Annotated in this window: 17 protein-coding genes; all 17 read right to left on the bottom strand. The window is 47.7% G+C overall.

Annotated elements, in window-relative coordinates; genetic code table 11:
* Positions 1-7 precede the first annotated feature (7 nt).
* Positions 8-913, bottom strand: a complete 906-nt coding sequence (locus tag JUF10_RS12940) for a phage baseplate protein (protein ID WP_203642987.1) — start codon at positions 911-913, stop codon at positions 8-10.
* A gap of 67 nt (positions 914-980) precedes the next feature.
* Positions 981-6,839, bottom strand: a complete 5,859-nt coding sequence (locus tag JUF10_RS12935) for a phage tail tape measure protein (protein ID WP_203642986.1) — start codon at positions 6,837-6,839, stop codon at positions 981-983.
* Complete coding sequence (locus JUF10_RS12930) at positions 6,832-7,011, bottom strand: hypothetical protein (RefSeq protein WP_203642983.1); 180 nt, start codon at positions 7,009-7,011, stop codon at positions 6,832-6,834. Before JUF10_RS12930 ends, JUF10_RS12935 begins: the two co-directional genes overlap by 8 nt.
* Before the next feature lie 28 nt (positions 7,012-7,039).
* On the bottom strand, positions 7,040-7,462 hold the full coding sequence (locus JUF10_RS12925) for a hypothetical protein (RefSeq protein WP_203642981.1): 423 nt from the start codon (positions 7,460-7,462) through the stop codon (positions 7,040-7,042).
* 44 nt (positions 7,463-7,506) lie between these two features.
* Positions 7,507-7,926 (bottom strand): hypothetical protein, encoded by a 420-nt coding sequence (locus tag JUF10_RS12920; protein ID WP_203642979.1) that lies wholly within the window; start codon positions 7,924-7,926, stop codon positions 7,507-7,509.
* Between the two features lie 15 nt (positions 7,927-7,941).
* Complete coding sequence (locus JUF10_RS12915; RefSeq protein ID WP_203642977.1) at positions 7,942-9,087, bottom strand: DUF3383 family protein; 1,146 nt, start codon at positions 9,085-9,087, stop codon at positions 7,942-7,944.
* On the bottom strand, positions 9,071-9,562 hold the full coding sequence (locus JUF10_RS12910) for a phage neck terminator protein (protein ID WP_203642975.1): 492 nt from the start codon (positions 9,560-9,562) through the stop codon (positions 9,071-9,073). Before JUF10_RS12910 ends, JUF10_RS12915 begins: the two co-directional genes overlap by 17 nt.
* Positions 9,552-9,938: a hypothetical protein gene (locus JUF10_RS12905; RefSeq protein ID WP_203642973.1), complete on the bottom strand. Its 387-nt coding sequence runs from the start codon at positions 9,936-9,938 to the stop codon at positions 9,552-9,554. Before JUF10_RS12905 ends, JUF10_RS12910 begins: the two co-directional genes overlap by 11 nt.
* Positions 9,931-10,545: a hypothetical protein gene (locus tag JUF10_RS12900; RefSeq protein WP_203642971.1), complete on the bottom strand. Its 615-nt coding sequence runs from the start codon at positions 10,543-10,545 to the stop codon at positions 9,931-9,933. Before JUF10_RS12900 ends, JUF10_RS12905 begins: the two co-directional genes overlap by 8 nt.
* Positions 10,542-10,880, bottom strand: a complete 339-nt coding sequence (locus tag JUF10_RS12895) for a DUF4054 domain-containing protein (RefSeq protein WP_203642969.1) — start codon at positions 10,878-10,880, stop codon at positions 10,542-10,544. The genes JUF10_RS12900 and JUF10_RS12895 overlap by 4 nt, the downstream gene beginning before the upstream one ends.
* 15 nt (positions 10,881-10,895) lie before the next feature.
* Positions 10,896-11,075 carry a LysM peptidoglycan-binding domain-containing protein gene (locus tag JUF10_RS12890; protein ID WP_203642966.1) on the bottom strand — a complete coding sequence of 60 codons (180 nt, stop codon included), beginning with the start codon at positions 11,073-11,075 and terminating at the stop codon, positions 10,896-10,898.
* Positions 11,076-11,089: 14 nt separating this feature from the next.
* Complete coding sequence (locus tag JUF10_RS12885; protein WP_203642964.1) at positions 11,090-11,593, bottom strand: fibronectin type III domain-containing protein; 504 nt, start codon at positions 11,591-11,593, stop codon at positions 11,090-11,092.
* A gap of 82 nt (positions 11,594-11,675) precedes the next feature.
* The gene (locus tag JUF10_RS12880) at positions 11,676-12,839 is read right to left on the bottom strand and encodes a major capsid protein (RefSeq protein WP_203642962.1); all 1,164 of its coding nucleotides are present in this window, start codon (positions 12,837-12,839) and stop codon (positions 11,676-11,678) included.
* Positions 12,840-12,851: 12 nt separating this feature from the next.
* Positions 12,852-13,235, bottom strand: coding sequence for a hypothetical protein (locus JUF10_RS12875; RefSeq protein ID WP_203642954.1), 384 nt, complete (start codon positions 13,233-13,235; stop codon positions 12,852-12,854).
* Between the two features lie 11 nt (positions 13,236-13,246).
* Positions 13,247-13,780: a hypothetical protein gene (locus JUF10_RS12870; protein WP_203642952.1), complete on the bottom strand. Its 534-nt coding sequence runs from the start codon at positions 13,778-13,780 to the stop codon at positions 13,247-13,249.
* 12 nt (positions 13,781-13,792) lie between these two features.
* A complete protein-coding gene (locus JUF10_RS12865) occupies positions 13,793-14,722 on the bottom strand; it encodes a hypothetical protein (protein WP_203642950.1) in 930 nt (309 codons plus the stop codon).
* Positions 14,722-16,350, bottom strand: a complete 1,629-nt coding sequence (locus tag JUF10_RS12860) for a phage portal protein (RefSeq protein WP_203642948.1) — start codon at positions 16,348-16,350, stop codon at positions 14,722-14,724. The genes JUF10_RS12865 and JUF10_RS12860 overlap by 1 nt, the downstream gene beginning before the upstream one ends.
* Positions 16,351-16,362 lie beyond the last annotated feature (12 nt).

Here is a 16,362-nt window from a genome sequence, read left to right as displayed (position 1 = left end):
CACCTCACTAGTAGTAAATTTTTGCGCCAATCGGAATTTTACCGGCTGTATATTTGTTTTTCTTTTCAATCGTGGCAAGCGACTCACCGGTCTTTTGGTGCACGTACCAGTATGTGTAGCCTGCCTTTGCGACGATGTACCGTTTTTTCTTTTTAGACGAAGCTGGATTCTTTGGCTTGGTCGGATTTTTCTTCCCAGTGTCAGTACCTTTAGTAGACTTCTGCTTAACATCACTGTCGGCGTACTCAGCCTCTTGCATCGTCAACGTAACCCCAATAATATTTTCACCACCGGTTCCAACTTCGTGGCTGAAATCAGGCGTAAAAGCAGTGATAGTCATTGAAGACATCGTTGTTTCTCCATGCCAAGTAAGTTGCGTCGAATTATCAGACCATCGAGCCAAGCGTTTCATTTGTGTTTTCAAGCCTGACATGTGGGAATTTGCCCCATCACCCCCCAAACTTCCCTGTAAAGAAATGGAAGTTGGCTGCTTGGAAGATCCTGCATAGGTAGTGTGTCCCTTTTCCAGCGAGTTAGTAGCTGGGGTGTTAGCGTAGTTTGGGGCCTCGTCATTGATATAGATGAAACAGTAAGATGTGTCTGTCCAAGGGTATTTAGGCATGATGTAGCCGCGTTTTCCCCAATATTTACTGGTCTTCATTTTTGCTAAAATTTTAGCCCGATAAATATCAGAAGCTTCACGACTCTTTTTATATCGGGAGAGATTGGACTTAGTTTTCTCCATATTTGATTTCTTTTTATTCATCGACTTCTTCAATTTTTTAGCATGTTTGGTGTTCTTGTTTTTGACCTTGTCATATTTCTTCTTTGCGCTCTTGAACGCATCGTTTGCTTTGGTGTAATCATTTTTATACTTCTTCTTGACCGCCGTAAGCGTGGTGTATTTTGCCAAAATTGTCACCTCCAAATATTAAGATTTAAAATTTTATGTATGAAAAAAGAGGGCTCTCGTCCCTCTTTTAAAAATCAAACTCATTGAGTGTCTTCTGCTGTTGCTTGTTGATGACTTCAAGAGCGATTTGACGCATCTTTTTAACAAGCTGGTCTGAGACGGCATCGGCCCCCTCTTTAGTGACTGGACCAGTGAAGTTAATCGTTGGACTAATCACTATTTGGGGAGTAGCCGGTTTAGCTGCACGATTACCAGTAGTTATCAGCTGACGCATGGATGAAACTGCCTGTTTAAAGAGCGATTGGTTATCTACTCTCTGTGCTTTAGCAGTCATAACACGGTTCATCTGACCCGCTAGACCTTTACTGTCAACCTTAGACCGCTCCTTAATGGCACTACCGATAAGTCCATCGGCACTAGGCTTCTTGGGATTGATAGCAACCTCAGAGTCCTTTTCGCCAAAGATATTGAGTTTGCCTCTCTTAGACCAGCCACCGTTGTTATGCAACGTGGCTTCAATCTTCCGAGCACCCTCGACATGTTGCGCGTTATAGCCCCCTCGTTCCCACTGACTCGAAAACTTGTTAGCCAGTGAAGCAACAGATTCATGACCACGCAAGACACTCTTAAGAACTGAACTATCAGAACCGTCACCGTTTAAAGCGAAGCCAAGTTGAACCCCGGCATTCTTCCAGCTCTTACCCTTTCTCTTGGCATAGGCAATCAGGCTAGACTTACGGCCGCCTAGCCATTGTCCTAGCCCGGATGCACCGCCACCGGAGTTAACGGCACCTGGATTTAAGCCGGATTCAAACTCCCAGTTGCCTAAAACAGCAGCAATCCCGGCATTAGTGGCAGAACCGTACATGTCCTTGATGGCTGCAGCCAAAGTCTTAGCACGATGAGCCATGCTCCCTGACAGGCTATCAACGTTTGCGTCTGGATCCTGCAAATTCTTCTTAATCCAGTTCAGTGCTGTCTTACCAAGCTGACGTTTAGCCAACTTTTCTAATGCGGAACCAGCTTTTTTCTTCTTAGGGCTACCGCTATAACTGCCATGCATTTTAGTGACATCGTACCAACCTCTTGTGCTGGTACCACCGTGATTCCATAGGGAACCATGGGACACACCAATGTGCACGTGGGGACCAGTACTGGAACCGATAATTCCACCTTGAGTTGCAACGGTATCACCAGTCTTGATGACTTGACCAACGTGTGCTTTGATGTGACTGGCATCACCAAATTCTTGGTAGATTTCTTGCCAGCCATCATCGGATTTGACCGTGACAACATAACCTAAATCCTTGAAGTCCCAGACTGGCTTACCGGCCCGGGTGACAATCCCACCATGAACGGCCTTGATTGCTGAACCCTTTGGCCCCGTGAAGTCAACACCATCATGAGAACCAAAAGAACGTTTTGCACCAAAACCATTACTCTTGGTCATGCCAGGATTATGCAGCCAGTTCCCACCAGCAGCACTACCACCACTCATGGCATCAGTGATTACTGACCACATCGCATCGGACCACTTTGGCCCAACTGATTTAGCTGCTGACTTTCCGGAGTCCCCAATACCTTTTTGCAACGGGTTCCCGCCAAGCTTAACATTGGTCGTAAATTCGTTGTTGTACGCGCGTGTTGGCTTTGCGGCGTTAGCCTTGGCCAGCTTACGCAGCTTGGACTTAGAGACACCGGTACCCTTAGCGAAGTGTGGCAGGTATGGCTTTATCTGCTCAACTTGTGAACCATTGAGAATCTCATCGCCTCTTCGTAAAGGCGTGAGGACATCGTGTCCTTGTGGCTTTAGCAAACGGTCGTGGCGAACAACCAGCTCTTGTCGTGGTCCTGATGGGGCATCATTCAGCACTGCCATCCGATCACTTGCGATGGGGCCATTAGAACCCTTAGCATAGTGGATTGGCTTTAGCACCGACTTGTTGCCACCAAACTGAGCCAGAGCGGAGTTGATACCAGAAAATCCACCGTTCAATGATGAAATGGCCCCAGCCATCCCTTTGTGAGCGTACGGCTTTAACTTACCAAAAATATCACCAAAATAGTCAACCATGCTACGCCAATCGTGGCGCCATGACTTACTAATTGAGCCGGTGGTATCTCCTAACTTATCCTGGAGCTTGCGGTACGACTTAGATACCTTGCTCGAAGTTGAAGATACCTTAGAGACAGTGTCAGACTTGATTTTTCCAAAGTCTGACTTGCTGGATTTTTTGAACGACGAAACGGCACGGCCAGAACCTTTCAGCTCTTTGTCGTACTTTTTCTTAGTTCCTTCAATTCCAGTTTTGACCTTCTTACCGTTGATTCCTGGTGCCGGTGATAGATTAATCGTCCCCGTTGCTAAATGAACACCACCAGTAGCACGTTTGGTATCACGGCCGTTTAGTACGTGAGTTCCTTTACGCAGCCAAACCTTTTGATTCATTCGCTTAGTGATAAAGGCACGGCCTGCAGGCGGAATAATCAGTTCCTTGGCCCCGCCATCGTTGACTGTTGCCCACATCGACTTAGGAAGCCCATGTGGATAGCGGTCAACTGAACCGGAAGCAAACGCTGAAGCAAGTCCAAATCCATTTTTCTTAGCCTTAGGGGCTGGACGTTTAGTGCTACTTTTACCACTGCTCCCTTTGGTTCCCTTGGCGCCGGCAGCCGGCAATGCCTTGGGTAAGTCATTCAGGTTATAGTAGTCCTTGAGTGCTTTCTTGTTCGACTTGGGCTTTTGGTAATGACCACCAAACAGCCCGGCATTCTGTTCAAGCAAAGCTGGAACACTCTTTGCAACATTAGCAGCCGCCGTGCTAAATGCATCAGCGGCTTCGCCAGCTTCTTTCTTAGCAGCAGCTACAACGTCCTTACGCTGCTTCTCAGCCCATTTGACGGTACTCTTGTACTGGTCATGAGCCTTACCAATTGACTGGTCATGTTGCTTCTCGGCTTGAGAAATGATCCCCTTACGCTGCTTTTCTGAGAGGCCCGGCAAAGTCCTAGCTAAGTTCTTAGCCTTAGACAAGCGCTTATCAGCTGACTTAACCTCAGCAGTGTAAGTTTTCTGGGCACTAGCAACCGTCTTCTTCTCGTTTTTACGACTGGCCGTAAGAATTTTTGCATATCCTTCTGTAGTCAGATGCGTGTTTGAGTGCATCATCTTAGACATAATGGCTTTTTGCTTAAGAGAACCATTATCAGTCAGAGATAGAATTTGACGGTTAACCTTGTCAATCGCTTTAGCACGTTTCGACCCGCTCATCTTATCGTTATTCAGGATTTGATTCAATCCTGAACGTAGAGAACCAACGCGTTTCTGAATACTATTCTTCTCATGAGAATATGCGCTATCGGCGGCACTTACGTTTAGTAGTCCCGCCTTTTTTAAATAGGAATACCCCTTCTGATCATTAGAAAGCTGTCCATCAGCGCGTTTCTTAGCAAGACTGTAGAGAGAGTCATAGGTACCCCGGAGCTTCTTAGTGGTCTTACCGGCGGAGTTAGCCCATTCAACATTACCTTGCTGTTCTAGCTTGGTAGCCTGCTGAATGTACTTTAGGTTCTTAGAACTGAGATTTTTTTCATCCCATTTCTTAGATCCTAGTACGACACCAGTCTTTTTCGGCTTGGGCTTCATCGAAATTGCTGGTTGGGTGCCGTAGACATCGCCTACTCCGGCAACGTACATGCTGTTTCGCTTGGATTGATGAGTAACTGCATGCTGGATGGACCTTCCGGCCTTAGATCCTAAAAATCCACCTCCTGCAGCACCAGCCGCACCACCAATTAGAGTTCCAACTGGTCCCAGAAGACTACCTAAAGCAGCTCCACCTTCCATGCCAGCAAGGGTTCCACCGGCATTTCCAATCTTAGATCCTGCATTCTTCTTGTTAATCCCAATCAGGGACGTACCGGCTAATGCAACATCTAGCCATGGAATCTTGGAACCAACGGCTTTGACGCCGCCGAGAACCTTAGCAGCAGTTCCTCGATTAGCAAGACGTAAGGCTTCACGCTCACCAACTTCAGCAGTTTTGGTTCCACCACCGAGCATGGTTAGCCCGCCAAGCTTGCTGCTAAGCCGACCTAGTCGTGAGCTAGAGCGTGTAGCAGCTAATCTGCCGGTTCGTGTCTTGGCACCTCTGCCACCAGTCAACGCTAAATCATCAACTGCGGTTTCAGCTACCGAAGCCACGCCTCGTGCTTTGCTACCACTGCCCTTTCCAAACAGCAATCCACCAAACTTACCCATCAGCTTAACTGATGCCGCAGCAGCAGCTAAGCTAGTCGCGATTGCAACCGTATAGCCAGCTGCTTTCTTGACTGGATCAGGCATCTTAATCAAATAATTCAGAATGCCGTTACCATATTTCAACGCCTTTGTGAATCCGGGCAAGACATCTTTAGCGAACCCTTGCCCCATCACGTTTAGGTATTGCTTGGTACGGTTAATCTGGTTCTGCCAGGACTTCATGTTCTTACGAGACAGGTTGGCAATGTAGCCGCCACCCTTTTGCCCCTGAGCATGGTTGACCTGCTTAGTCAGATTACGAATCTGCCCGGTATTAGCCATCAAGAAGTTACCGGCTTCTTGTCCGGTGGCCCCAAAGAACTTGTTTTGGAACTTTAGTTTCTGGGAGTCAGATAAGTTACTGGTTTTCTTGTTCAGATAGTCCAGCAAGCTAGGCAATGACTTTAAGTTATGGTCTTTGCCATAAAACTTGTTGGTATCAATGCCATATTCTTTGATGGCTTGGCCTTGGCGAGACTTTAGTGAAGTGTACGGGGACGCGAAGGAGTTCAACACCTTACGCAACCCAGTCCCGCTCAAGGTCCCATCAAGCCCATTATTAGACAGAACACCTAACGCGGATACGGTACTTGCAAGCGATTGTCCCGTAGAATGAGACGTGCCACCAGCCATGTTTAATGCGTTACCAATACCGGTAAAGTCGGTGGCTGTGAGGTCCGCAGCATATGACATTTGGTTCAAAACCTTGTCGGTGTATTTCCGCATCTTTTTGATGGAGTCGCCGGCTTTGGTCTTGTAACCAAATTTTTCAAGCGCTGAGGCCCCGTAATTAACAACTGACTTGTAGTCATCCCCAGAAGCACGTGCGGCCTGTAAGAATGACTTGTGGGACGCCAGTTCCTGCTTACCAGAGTAACCACGCCGGATAAGCTCTTCACCACCAGAAGCCATGTCGGACGGATCCACACCATACTGTAGCGCGAACCCGTTGTTTTCCTTCTGCATAGCCTTAGTTTCGGCTTTGGAAGCGCCTAAAGATTCACCACCGGTGTTCAGCAAGTTCCGAATCGTCGTGTACTTGTTCTGAAGTTCGGTGGCTTGATCAGCAGCATGCTTAAACGCGGCCCCAACAGGCAGCAGGGCCATAGCAACCATGCTTGCCATGTTAGTCAGACGACTCCCCGACGTGTACAGTCGGTCAAAACTGCCGCGGGTTCTAGTCGCACTACTACGTGTCTTTGCAAGTGCTCGGTCGCTCTTCTCACCCATACGGGTGGCAGAAGATCCAACTTGCTCATGAGTCCGTGATAGCGCAGCCCCCAGCTTGTTCGTGGCTACCCGAGACTTGTCTTGTGACCTAGTGACACCATCCCATGACTTGGCTACTTCCTTAGCGGTTCGCCTAGCCTGGTAGCCGTATAACTTTTGGCCGTCCTTGGCGTTGTCAATCGACTCCCGAGCCCGGTTAGACGACTTGTAAATCTTGTCGAAACCATTAGCCGCTTCGTTGAACGCCCGTTGTGGGATCATCCCCGACATCGCACGCTTTACGCGGTCCGCTTGCTTAGGGAACCGGTCCATCAGCTTATTGGCTCGCTCCAGCTTAGTAAGGTCGCCAGAAACGCTAAAACCAATGGTTCCGTGACGAATCATCTTACTAGCCATTTACAGCTCGCCCCGCTTCCACCTGTGCCTGGTATTTAATACGCTCGTTCGTGCAGTAGACCATCACTGATAGTTCGGGCATGGTTAGCTTATCGATGTCGTCAAACGTCAAATTAATCGTGCCATTCATATAGGCGTACCATTTCAAGACATCTGGTTCGTTTGAATTCAAATAGGCTTTAACAGCCCGCTGGTTCAAACTAGTTGAGCATGCCCGTAAGAAACGATTCCCCATTGTCCATCAGAAAGTTAAAGGTCTTGTTACGATCCGACTGATTAGCTTCGTTTTCAAAGAACTTCATATCAAGTGGTTCATGAACCTTACCGCCAACTAAAGGTGTTCCAAAAAGCGAAAGCATTGATTCGTGATAAGTCCCTGGTGTGTCACGTAACGTGCCATCTTGGAAGTACTCGTATTGAGTTGCATCTAGGTTTTCTGCAACCGTTCGGCCTGGCCAATTCATTGGGACCTTGATTTCAGTACCATCAGATTCGGTGATGGTAAAGGCCCGTTGATGATTGGTGACATCTTCAAACTTACCTTGCCATTCTGGCTCCTTTTTAGCATCTTTCGTCGCTACTGCAGTCTTTTCTGGTGTTACATCTTTAGCATTTTCAGTCATAAATAATTCCTCCTAAATGAATTTGTGCAAAATAAAAACCGCTACTAAGCGGCAACCGGTTCGGCCAAAGCGTATGGCGTATTAAATTCAAGCTGCCGGGTTGGTGCGTCACTACCTACACCAATTGGTGGGAGCTTAGGCAAGTAAGCTGAATCGATGTGAATGTGTTCAACTGGCGTCATAACGTCGATGACGTGAACATCTTCTGGCTTGTAATCCTTCAAAATGTTCAGATAAACTTCTTCCATCGCGATTAGGTTCAGTTGGAAGGTCGCAGAACCATCGTGATGAATGATAGTGATCCCATGACCGAAGATATCCATACTGATAGTGACCAAGTCATTAGTGAACGTCAGCGTAAAAATATCCCCAGTTGCGTAAAGCATTGGTTGGACTGAATCGACAGTTACAACCGTATCCGCAGCGTCCCAGTGACTGTCAGTAAAGTTATTAATTGAAGCCATATAGAAGTCCCCTCTCTATTGCCCGTCGTAAACGACTAAGGTTTGTGCAAATTCAGCGTCATCAATGGTTGGGACTGATTCCCAAGTCCATGCAAAGATATCAAGAATGCCAGTAGCCTTCTTTTCTTCAGTGATGGCGTCTGGATCAGGGTCGTTAAGCGTATAGCTCTTGATCAGACCGGCCGTTTGATAACTGCCTAGAATACCCATCAGTAATCCCCGAACTGCCTTAATCCCTGTTGACGCGTATGGCACTCGACGGTTTTTATACAAGTAGTCACTTACGGTACTGGTAATGTCCTTAGCCATAGAATCTTTGATGACCATCGTTGACAGTGCCATCCCCGAAAGTGTCCGACCATTCGTGATGATGTCCTGATTATTCTCATTAGCATAAGTGCCGACGTTGTACTTTTCATAAACAGCCATATCGTCGTTTGTCAATTCGTACTTATCCTGTGGTGTCACGCTTAAACCGCTAACGAACTTAAAATTGGCACCGGCAGCATCACCAACATAGTGGCCTAAAGCATCGGCACCAATTGAGTTAGTAGCATCTTTGTCGGCTGGTAGAGAGACCAGCTTAGTAGCTCGGTTAGCCTTGATTTGTTCTAAGAACGTAAAGTCATCAGCAACCGCGATACGTCCAGCCTCAGTAGTCATGGACAGCATTAAAATCCCACGGTCTTGTGCTTCAACGAAGTTAGATAGCGTGAGCGCCATAGCCTTATCGTCTTCGCTGGCGATTGGGAACAGATGATACTCAGCACCAGCGTAGTAGTACTTGCTGAGAGCGTGGATTAACCCGCTTTCGGCAGCTGGCGTACCTGACAAAGCCACGCTTGCAGAATCATCAGTCGTGGTAACTCCATCCAGTGTTGGCTTTTGATTTGCGACATAGTCCTTGTCGTATGTCATGACAAAGAAGGCCCCGTCTGGTGTGCCCTTGAAGTACGCATTGGCCTGATTCCAGACTGGTGTATCGATGTCGTAGTCGTCTTGCAAATCGGCCAGACTGCGGTAGTTCTTAATACCTTCCTTGGTACCCGCGACACTCATTTGAACGCCACGCATTCCAATGTCGCTAACAACTTGTGCATAACTTGTTGTCACATGGACCGAAGATACTTCGATCACTCGGCCATTAATCGTTTGAGTCATTATTTGAACCCCCATATTTTGTGATATTCGGGTACTCACTCGTGTAGTTACGAACCAGCTGCACGACCATATCGAACCCGTAGTAAGAAGCCTGCAAAAAAGGGGCCAAAACATCGCTGCTATGGTCCCTTTCGACTACCTTCTCAAAAATAATTCCATAAGATTTAAGCTGCTCCCGGTACTTGAAGTCATAAAGCAGTGTCTGTAGATCGTCACAGATGGCATTAGCCTCACCGTCCGTCTCCGCCCAACACTGAACCGAAATCACTCGGTCAAAAATTTCATGGGTCTTTTCGACTGATTGGACGATTTCTGGATGCTGACGCAGGTCAAAAACGATAAACGGATAGCCCTTATGGTCTGCTGACCGGGAGCGGCTATAGATTGGAACTTGATTGCCGGTGATGTCACGCATGACTGCAACCAATCCTTCGATCATTCGATTCCAATCATAAGTTTTTGCCTTATAAGTCACTGTGATCACTTCTGTTCTGCAAGTAGTAGATGGCGAACCCCCCCTGTTCCCAGTACGGCTCCCGTTCAACTACCTCAAGAACGATTCCTGCGTAGAGAACGAGTGTGCCTTTGGGATAGTCAGTCAGTGAGAACCATTGATAGACATAGTTTGTAAATCCACCGCCTGCCCCCATCTGCATGGACTGAGCTTTAGATTCAGGGATTAATGGTTCGCAAATCTGTTTGATAGGCGTAAGGTCCGTCGCATCATCATCCGGTGCTGAAAACCCACCAGTCGAATCGTCAGGCGTACTTTCACCTACTTGTAGCAATTCAAAGTTGACCGCCAGCAGTGGGAAAATGTCTCTAACTTGCGCTAGCATTAGATTATCCATACACATCCTCCGTCCAACTGATTGACCGATACAAAGCCCCGGTATCAATCAACGGGTTATCCTTACCCTTACGTTCAATGGTTGCCGGTGCGTTAGCCGGTGACTTCATTGCAGAAATGGTAGCTTGCACATCGCGTGCCATTCGACGTCCCATGCTTGCCATCACTTCACGGGCCGTCATTTCACCAACACTAAGCTTAGAGATTTCCACCTTAGCTAACTCGAACCACGAAGTTTCGAACTTACGGATAAATGTACCGCTTAAAAACGGACGTTTAGGCACCGTGATTTCCTTTTTCAGAATGAAATAGATGTCTAATCCGCCGTTTCCGTTAGCCTTGACCAGCACATTTTTACCGTGTGGTTTAAAAAGTCCGTCAATCTCCCTGGCGCTATGATCACCAGCCAACTTGGTTGGAATTGTCAGCCATTGACCATGGACCGGCCGGATGTGTGGTACCCCATTTTCGTTAGCCATGGCAATCATTTCCATATGCTGTTCAGAGTGCCCATCAGTAGCCTTTAAGGCCCCAACACGCACAGTAAGATTGTTCAGCTTGCGGAATTCCCTAAGAATCCCGTCAGCGTCGTTAAAATCTTGTGTCAAAATCCAATCACCCGCGCTTTCCCAAGCCCTAAAGCGTTAAGTAAGGACCAGAACTGATCAAACCATTGGTTACCAGACGCACTTTCACGCTCAATCCAAACACTATTGATTTTTACCGTCCCCAGATTGGCTATTTTAGCCGCTAAGAGGTGTGCAACCCATAGTGCGGTTAATTGGTCAGCCACCGCTTCAGGTGGCTTAAACGTGCCGACATAGGCCCGTGCAATGTCGATGAATTTTTCAAGTTGCTCATCACTAACGCCAGCGGCATCCGCCCCAGCAAGTAGTTTGATTGAATTCATCAGCTTCGTATGGCCCTCATCTTCGACTGCCATGATATGGCCTCCTCACTATTTTTCGAGTGGCAAGTAAATTTTGCGACCCGGCTTCAGGTAGTTGCCAGCACTGCGGGAATTGACCTCTCGTAAAGCACCAACGCTAACCTTAAAATGCTCGGCAATAGAAAACTCGCTATCACCTTTTACTACGGTGTAGCGAGTCAATTTTGCGTATTCAATTTTTTCAGCCATCAGCTATTTTCCTCCTAGCTTAGATTGATTGTGGCACTATTATCAGTGGTTGAGATGTCCCCTAGCTTGGGTTTACTCGCCGCCGGTGTCACCGTTACCGTGTCGGAAACTGTAGAACTGCCATCTGAGTTGTTTGTGACAGCCTTGAAAGTGTAGTCTGTCCCGTTAGTCAGCCCCATCACTTCACCAGTTGTTTCAGTGCCGGTGGCGTTGGTAAACGTTTTGCCATCAGCAGAGTAGCTGACCGTGTAGGTGCGTGGCGTATCACCGTCCCCAGTTGCTGGAGTGACCGTGTAAGTAGCCTTACCATCGTCACCTGTAACTGCTAATGATGGTTTGCCGGGCTTAGTGATCATGTCAGGTAGCGCTAGCTTGGCATCTTTTCCAGCGTAAGCTGCTGTATAGCCCTTGAGAGTCGTGTTACTGTTCAAACTTGAGAGCACATCGGGAGACGGTTTCCCATCAAGCACTTTGGTACCCTTATCATCAAAAATATCAAATGTTACTGTATCTGCCATAAGATAATCCTCCTAGCTCAAATTGATTCTGACTGTCGTCGGTGTAGTATTGATTCCATTTAGTGTGGGCTTACTCGCACCGCTACTTACTCGCTCCGGTATCAGTCGTAGTCGTGGTTCCACTAGCTGCCGGCTTGGAAGTCGTCATCCGTACAATCGTTCGTCCACCTTCAAGCGTTGGCAAGCAGTTCATAGAGATAATGGTCTGGAATTGTGACAAGGCGTTATCGAAGTACTCGTGGTAAGCGACCGCAGTATCATAAAATTGAATGTCCTTGTTTGGAATGTTGCCAAGCTGATTCTGCAGTTCTTCTGGAGTTGGTGCAAACGCCATATGACCGATTGGTTGTCCGTTTGAGACACCAGTTGAGGAATTCCCCCCCGTCTTAGCAAAGGCTTGTGGGATTGGTGCGTTCATGATGACTACCTTGCCATCTGGAACGTATGGATGGAAGGTGCCACTTTCGTCTTCAAACCCTTGGTCATAGACGACCGGAACAATATGCAGTTCATCCAAAATTGCATTGATTACTGTAGTTTCTGGCAGCCAAGCGTTCTTGGTGTTGATATTGTTGGTAAACAGCGTTGCTTTGAGTTTTTCGTTATGACGGAAAATTCGCAGCGTGTTCGTGTTCATCAAGATTTGGTTCGGCACAATACCATGAGTGTGTTTCAGATTGTCGACCGCATCGGTAATGTCTTTGAACGGATCAGAGTTTTCTGTGTCTGTCCAGTCAGTCGCAGCTTCCATGTCCAAGCGCTCGTCAGTTTCATAGATCAGGGTTGGTTCTGCAGGGTTCAGTGAGATTTGACCGGTAACCAGTGCTTGCATGTCAAGCCATTCACGACGGGCCCGCATGTCTAGCAGTGGTTGTACTTTATTGTCAAACAACTTTTTGATTGCCGTTTTAATCAATCCATCATTCTGGTCAGCCAATGCCTGGTTAAGCTCGACCAGGTCCTTTTCATTCATCGCCATAGCGGAACGGAAGAACTTGGTGTGCAGTACCTTTTGCTCGAACTTATCCCGGTTCATTGGTACTGGTCGAGAATCATAAGAACTTTGTGCGGTCAACATTGGCGCACGCTGGCTCTGCATGAGGTAAGAGAGCAAGTCGGTTTGAACTTTGATTGATGGGAAGTACAATTCACCGATATATGGTGGCAAAGTTAAAATCTTTTTCTCGTACCACGTCAGCATATTCTTTGGCGTATTGATTTCCGCGATGTTTTCCATTGCTGTCATGAGTTAGCCTCCCTAGACTAAAGTGATTTGTGGTGATAATGCCTTTTCCATTTCGTCCGTAAACAGCGCCTGAACGTCCGTGTCCATGTTGCTGTAAACGACATCCCCACGAAAAATAACTGTGTCACGCGCTACGCCATCGCTTACGTTGATGTCGTGCATGGCAATTCCTACTGCTTGGCTGGCGTCAGTCGCTGGGGACAGAACTGTCTTTTCACGGTCACGAATCTTAAATCCGGTAGCACCTAATGGCGTCCCAGCCTTAATGAATTTGACCCCGTTATCATCTGCGGTGGCGTTAGTGTCCTGCACCATGCAGGATAATGGCAATGCGTGACTAAAATTGGTCAGAATCTCTCGACCTGTGCCAAAAACACGTGTCTTAATAAATGGCATTTTGAGCCCTCCTATTCCTTTTCTTTGTTGTTCTCGCCAAAACTGGCAGTCAGTGCCTCATTGAATGCACCCTTTGACGTGTGATTACTATCTGGATTAAATCCAGGGTCAGGGTTTGGCTGTTCTGACGTTTTCAGTCCGGCAAGCGATTTGATGTTTGTGGCAATATCTTCTGGCGTCTTGCTGGAGTTCAGAATCATTGCTGATAAGCTGTCGTCCAGTGTAATACCATTTTCCTTAGCAGCTGATTCCAATGCTGTTTGCCGTGATTTTTCAGCATTGGCTTTATTTTCAGCGGCCATTGCTTGAATTTGGTCCAAAGTAAAACCGCCTAACTCCGTTGGTTCTTTGGGAGTAGGCGGTTCTGGGTCTTGCTTAGGTGCTGGTGGGGTCGGTTGGCTAGTAGCTGTCAATCCCTTAATCGTGTCGGTCAGCCCTTTAAGTTGTTCGGGTAGCCCAGCGAGACTGTCAACCTTTTGCGATAGAGCATTGAATTGCTCTGCGCTCACATTTTTAGGTGCTGGATCTTGATTTGATTCTCCCATGGTAATTTCCTCCTAAATTTTGTAGTAGACGATAAAGCAACGGCACCCGCCATGCGGGGCGCCAGGGATAGAGTGTGATGGGTAGGGACTGCCATTGGTCAGCTGAATGCATTGGTCGCAAACGTGGCCGTCCTCGACGTTGTACCAGTAGGCAACATTTAACTCGTTCTTCTCGGCAACGATCGCCCCAGCCAGCGCCGTAGCTTCCGCTTTCTTATCCCGCAGAACGTGGTTGGCTAGCGAGCCCTTAGCTGACTTGAACGCCTTAGAAACTGAGTTCTTGCTGTTGCTATCCTCCCTAAAGAGGTAGCTCTGGTAGTAGATATCGTCCAGTCCGACTTGAAGTGATCGGTCAATTGCAGAGGTGACCTGGCCGCTTAGAACATCCGTTCTCAACCACACCCGATCCTCCATCGTCAATCCCTTAGTCTCCTTGTTGATTAGCTTAATGGCTCCGGATTCGACCTGTTCAGCTGTGTCTAAAGGTTCATCTCCGCGGGTACGCATAAAGCGGTTCTGAAACTGCATAGATTTGTTAGCCTCAGCAATTAGCGTGTCGTTGTTGTACTGGTTAATCCCCGCAGCAGCATAAGTCACGGAAATGGCGACCATCGAACTCAGTAAGTGCTCACGGTCAAGGCCAGCTTGGCTCTTAGCGCTATCTAGGCGGTACTTGGCAGCCTTATCCTTTACCAGACGTGGCCCGTACTGCTGGATAAAGTCTTGCCACATGGTAAAATCGCTGTCGTTCACGTTTGACCGCATTTCCGATACTGAAAGTACTCCATTGACCGCGTACCGGTCCCTAAAGTACTTGAGTGTCTCGGCGACTTTCCCCTTGGCCCCAGCCATCAGAGAATCGATGTAGATGTCATCCCCACGATCAGTAGCTTTAATCTGCTGCTCACGCTGCTTGATGAGTTGCAACCCAGTGAGTGCCATTAGCTATCATCGCCTTCGTTTTCATCGTCATCTTGAGAATCGCTTTCGTTCTCGGGGCCAACTGGCCCGTTACCTGACGACACACCAGCGAATTTGCTCTGATTAGCGGCCTGTTGCTTCTTGATTCGAGCAATCTCATCAGGAATGCTCTTGATACTGGACAAGTAGCTAAGCAACTGGTCAAGTGACACGATGCCATTCAAGTTCTTCACGATTTGCGACTCCTGCAGCGTGTCATGCGGCACGTTCGGTGTGAACTGAATGGCCGTATCACGTACCATCTCATCAGCGTCTTCATAGGAACGAGCCGCCCCGCCATCGTTGTACGAATAAATCAAGAAAAGCAGGTCCTGCATTGCGGCCTCCATCTTGCGAAACTTGATGGCAGCCATCATTTGCATTGGCTGCATTTTCTTATCAAGACTCACACCACTTGCAGTTGAATTGGCAAAGTCAGGGTCAGACATGTTAGTGACCTGTGCCGTGTCATAAACTTGGTGAGTTAGGTGCTTGATGGAATTCTCCTGAATGTTATCCCCATCGGGTTTCTCCAGATAGTGGACATCGAACTTTTGCGTTGCGTTCTCAGTCATCATGACGGTATCAGGAATCTGGAAGATATGCCACTTGCGAATGGTCTCTTTTTGCTCCTGGGTAAGTGGTGCGACCCCGGCGATGTAGAGAATCGCCGCGCGAAAGTAATCGACATCGTCAATCTTGGCCGACATGGTGTTATCCATCGCGTCAATCAAACTTATCACGTCATCAAACACGCCTTCACGCTCATCGTTCTGGGCCATTTCAATCAGTGGAATCATCCCAAATGGGTTAGGTATCTTCCCTTGGTGGCCAATCACACTATTCTCAAATCCAACAGATGATTTTGCTTTGTTGACATCCCCATTAGTGAACTGATAGTCATAAGCTACCGTGTGTACCGTGCCATAGTAGGCGCCCTGAATTCGGTTAAAATCAACGCCAAACATTGGCGTGCTGTCATTGCTGTTGCTGTACACAACAAACGCGTTCTCAGGACTCTTAAACGTCAGTTTCAGTTGCTGGCGGCTATTCAGATAGGCTAGGCAGTAGCTTCGTCCGTGAATGGCAGCCTGCTTCGACCACTCAAACATCACATCGTTAAAACGGCTGCGGCTAAAGAGTACGGCCAAATCATCATTGACCGCCTTAGACGCCTGGTCAGGCTCGCCATCAGCTGTTGGATTGTCAGAGTAAGTAATCTTGGGGGCGATTCCGTTCGTGTAACCAGTAAAGGTATTCACTAGGTTTTTAGGCATGTTCACCACAACTCGGTTACGATCGTCATTCGCGTTGGCCCCCGTTGGGTCGGTATACGTTCGTGTCCGGATACTGCTATGGTCGCCTTTGTAGTACCGCATCTTCTCGTGGTAAATATCGCGTAGATTATCGTAGTTGTTCAGCAGCGTGTAAATCTGGCCGAAGTTTTGTGCGATGTCAAAATCCGGTGCGCACCGCAGTACATCGTTCTCGTCCACGTAGACATCCTTGCTTAGGAACTGTGAGTGGTCTTGGTTCCAATCCCCGTAGCCACTAATGAAGCGGTTAAGGGCGTTCTGCCTAACGTGGTAGTGATCAATTCCAATTGCCAATTAGTTCACCTC

The organism is Levilactobacillus andaensis (assembly GCF_016861695.1).
Lineage (GTDB): Bacteria > Bacillota > Bacilli > Lactobacillales > Lactobacillaceae > Levilactobacillus > Levilactobacillus andaensis.
The sequence above is the reverse complement of the archived record's forward strand: the minus strand, read 5'-3'. Positions and strand labels throughout refer to the sequence as shown.

Bases quoted from the DNA above. Each gene is read 5' to 3' on its own strand.
- JUF10_RS12935 (WP_203642986.1), bottom strand. From the start codon at position 6,839: ATGGCTAGTAAGATGATTCGTCACGGAACCATTGGTTTTAGCGTTTCT.
- JUF10_RS12925 (WP_203642981.1), bottom strand. From the start codon at position 7,462: ATGACTGAAAATGCTAAAGATGTAACACCAGAAAAGACTGCAGTAGCG.
- JUF10_RS12920 (WP_203642979.1), bottom strand. From the start codon at position 7,926: ATGGCTTCAATTAATAACTTTACTGACAGTCACTGGGACGCTGCGGAT.
- JUF10_RS12915 (WP_203642977.1), bottom strand. From the start codon at position 9,087: ATGACTCAAACGATTAATGGCCGAGTGATCGAAGTATCTTCGGTCCAT.
- JUF10_RS12905 (WP_203642973.1), bottom strand. From the start codon at position 9,938: ATGGATAATCTAATGCTAGCGCAAGTTAGAGACATTTTCCCACTGCTG.
- JUF10_RS12895 (WP_203642969.1), bottom strand. From the start codon at position 10,880: ATGGCAGTCGAAGATGAGGGCCATACGAAGCTGATGAATTCAATCAAA.
- JUF10_RS12890 (WP_203642966.1), bottom strand. From the start codon at position 11,075: ATGGCTGAAAAAATTGAATACGCAAAATTGACTCGCTACACCGTAGTA.
- JUF10_RS12885 (WP_203642964.1), bottom strand. From the start codon at position 11,593: ATGGCAGATACAGTAACATTTGATATTTTTGATGATAAGGGTACCAAA.
- JUF10_RS12880 (WP_203642962.1), bottom strand. From the start codon at position 12,839: ATGACAGCAATGGAAAACATCGCGGAAATCAATACGCCAAAGAATATG.
- JUF10_RS12875 (WP_203642954.1), bottom strand. From the start codon at position 13,235: ATGCCATTTATTAAGACACGTGTTTTTGGCACAGGTCGAGAGATTCTG.
- JUF10_RS12870 (WP_203642952.1), bottom strand. From the start codon at position 13,780: ATGGGAGAATCAAATCAAGATCCAGCACCTAAAAATGTGAGCGCAGAG.
- JUF10_RS12865 (WP_203642950.1), bottom strand. From the start codon at position 14,722: ATGGCACTCACTGGGTTGCAACTCATCAAGCAGCGTGAGCAGCAGATT.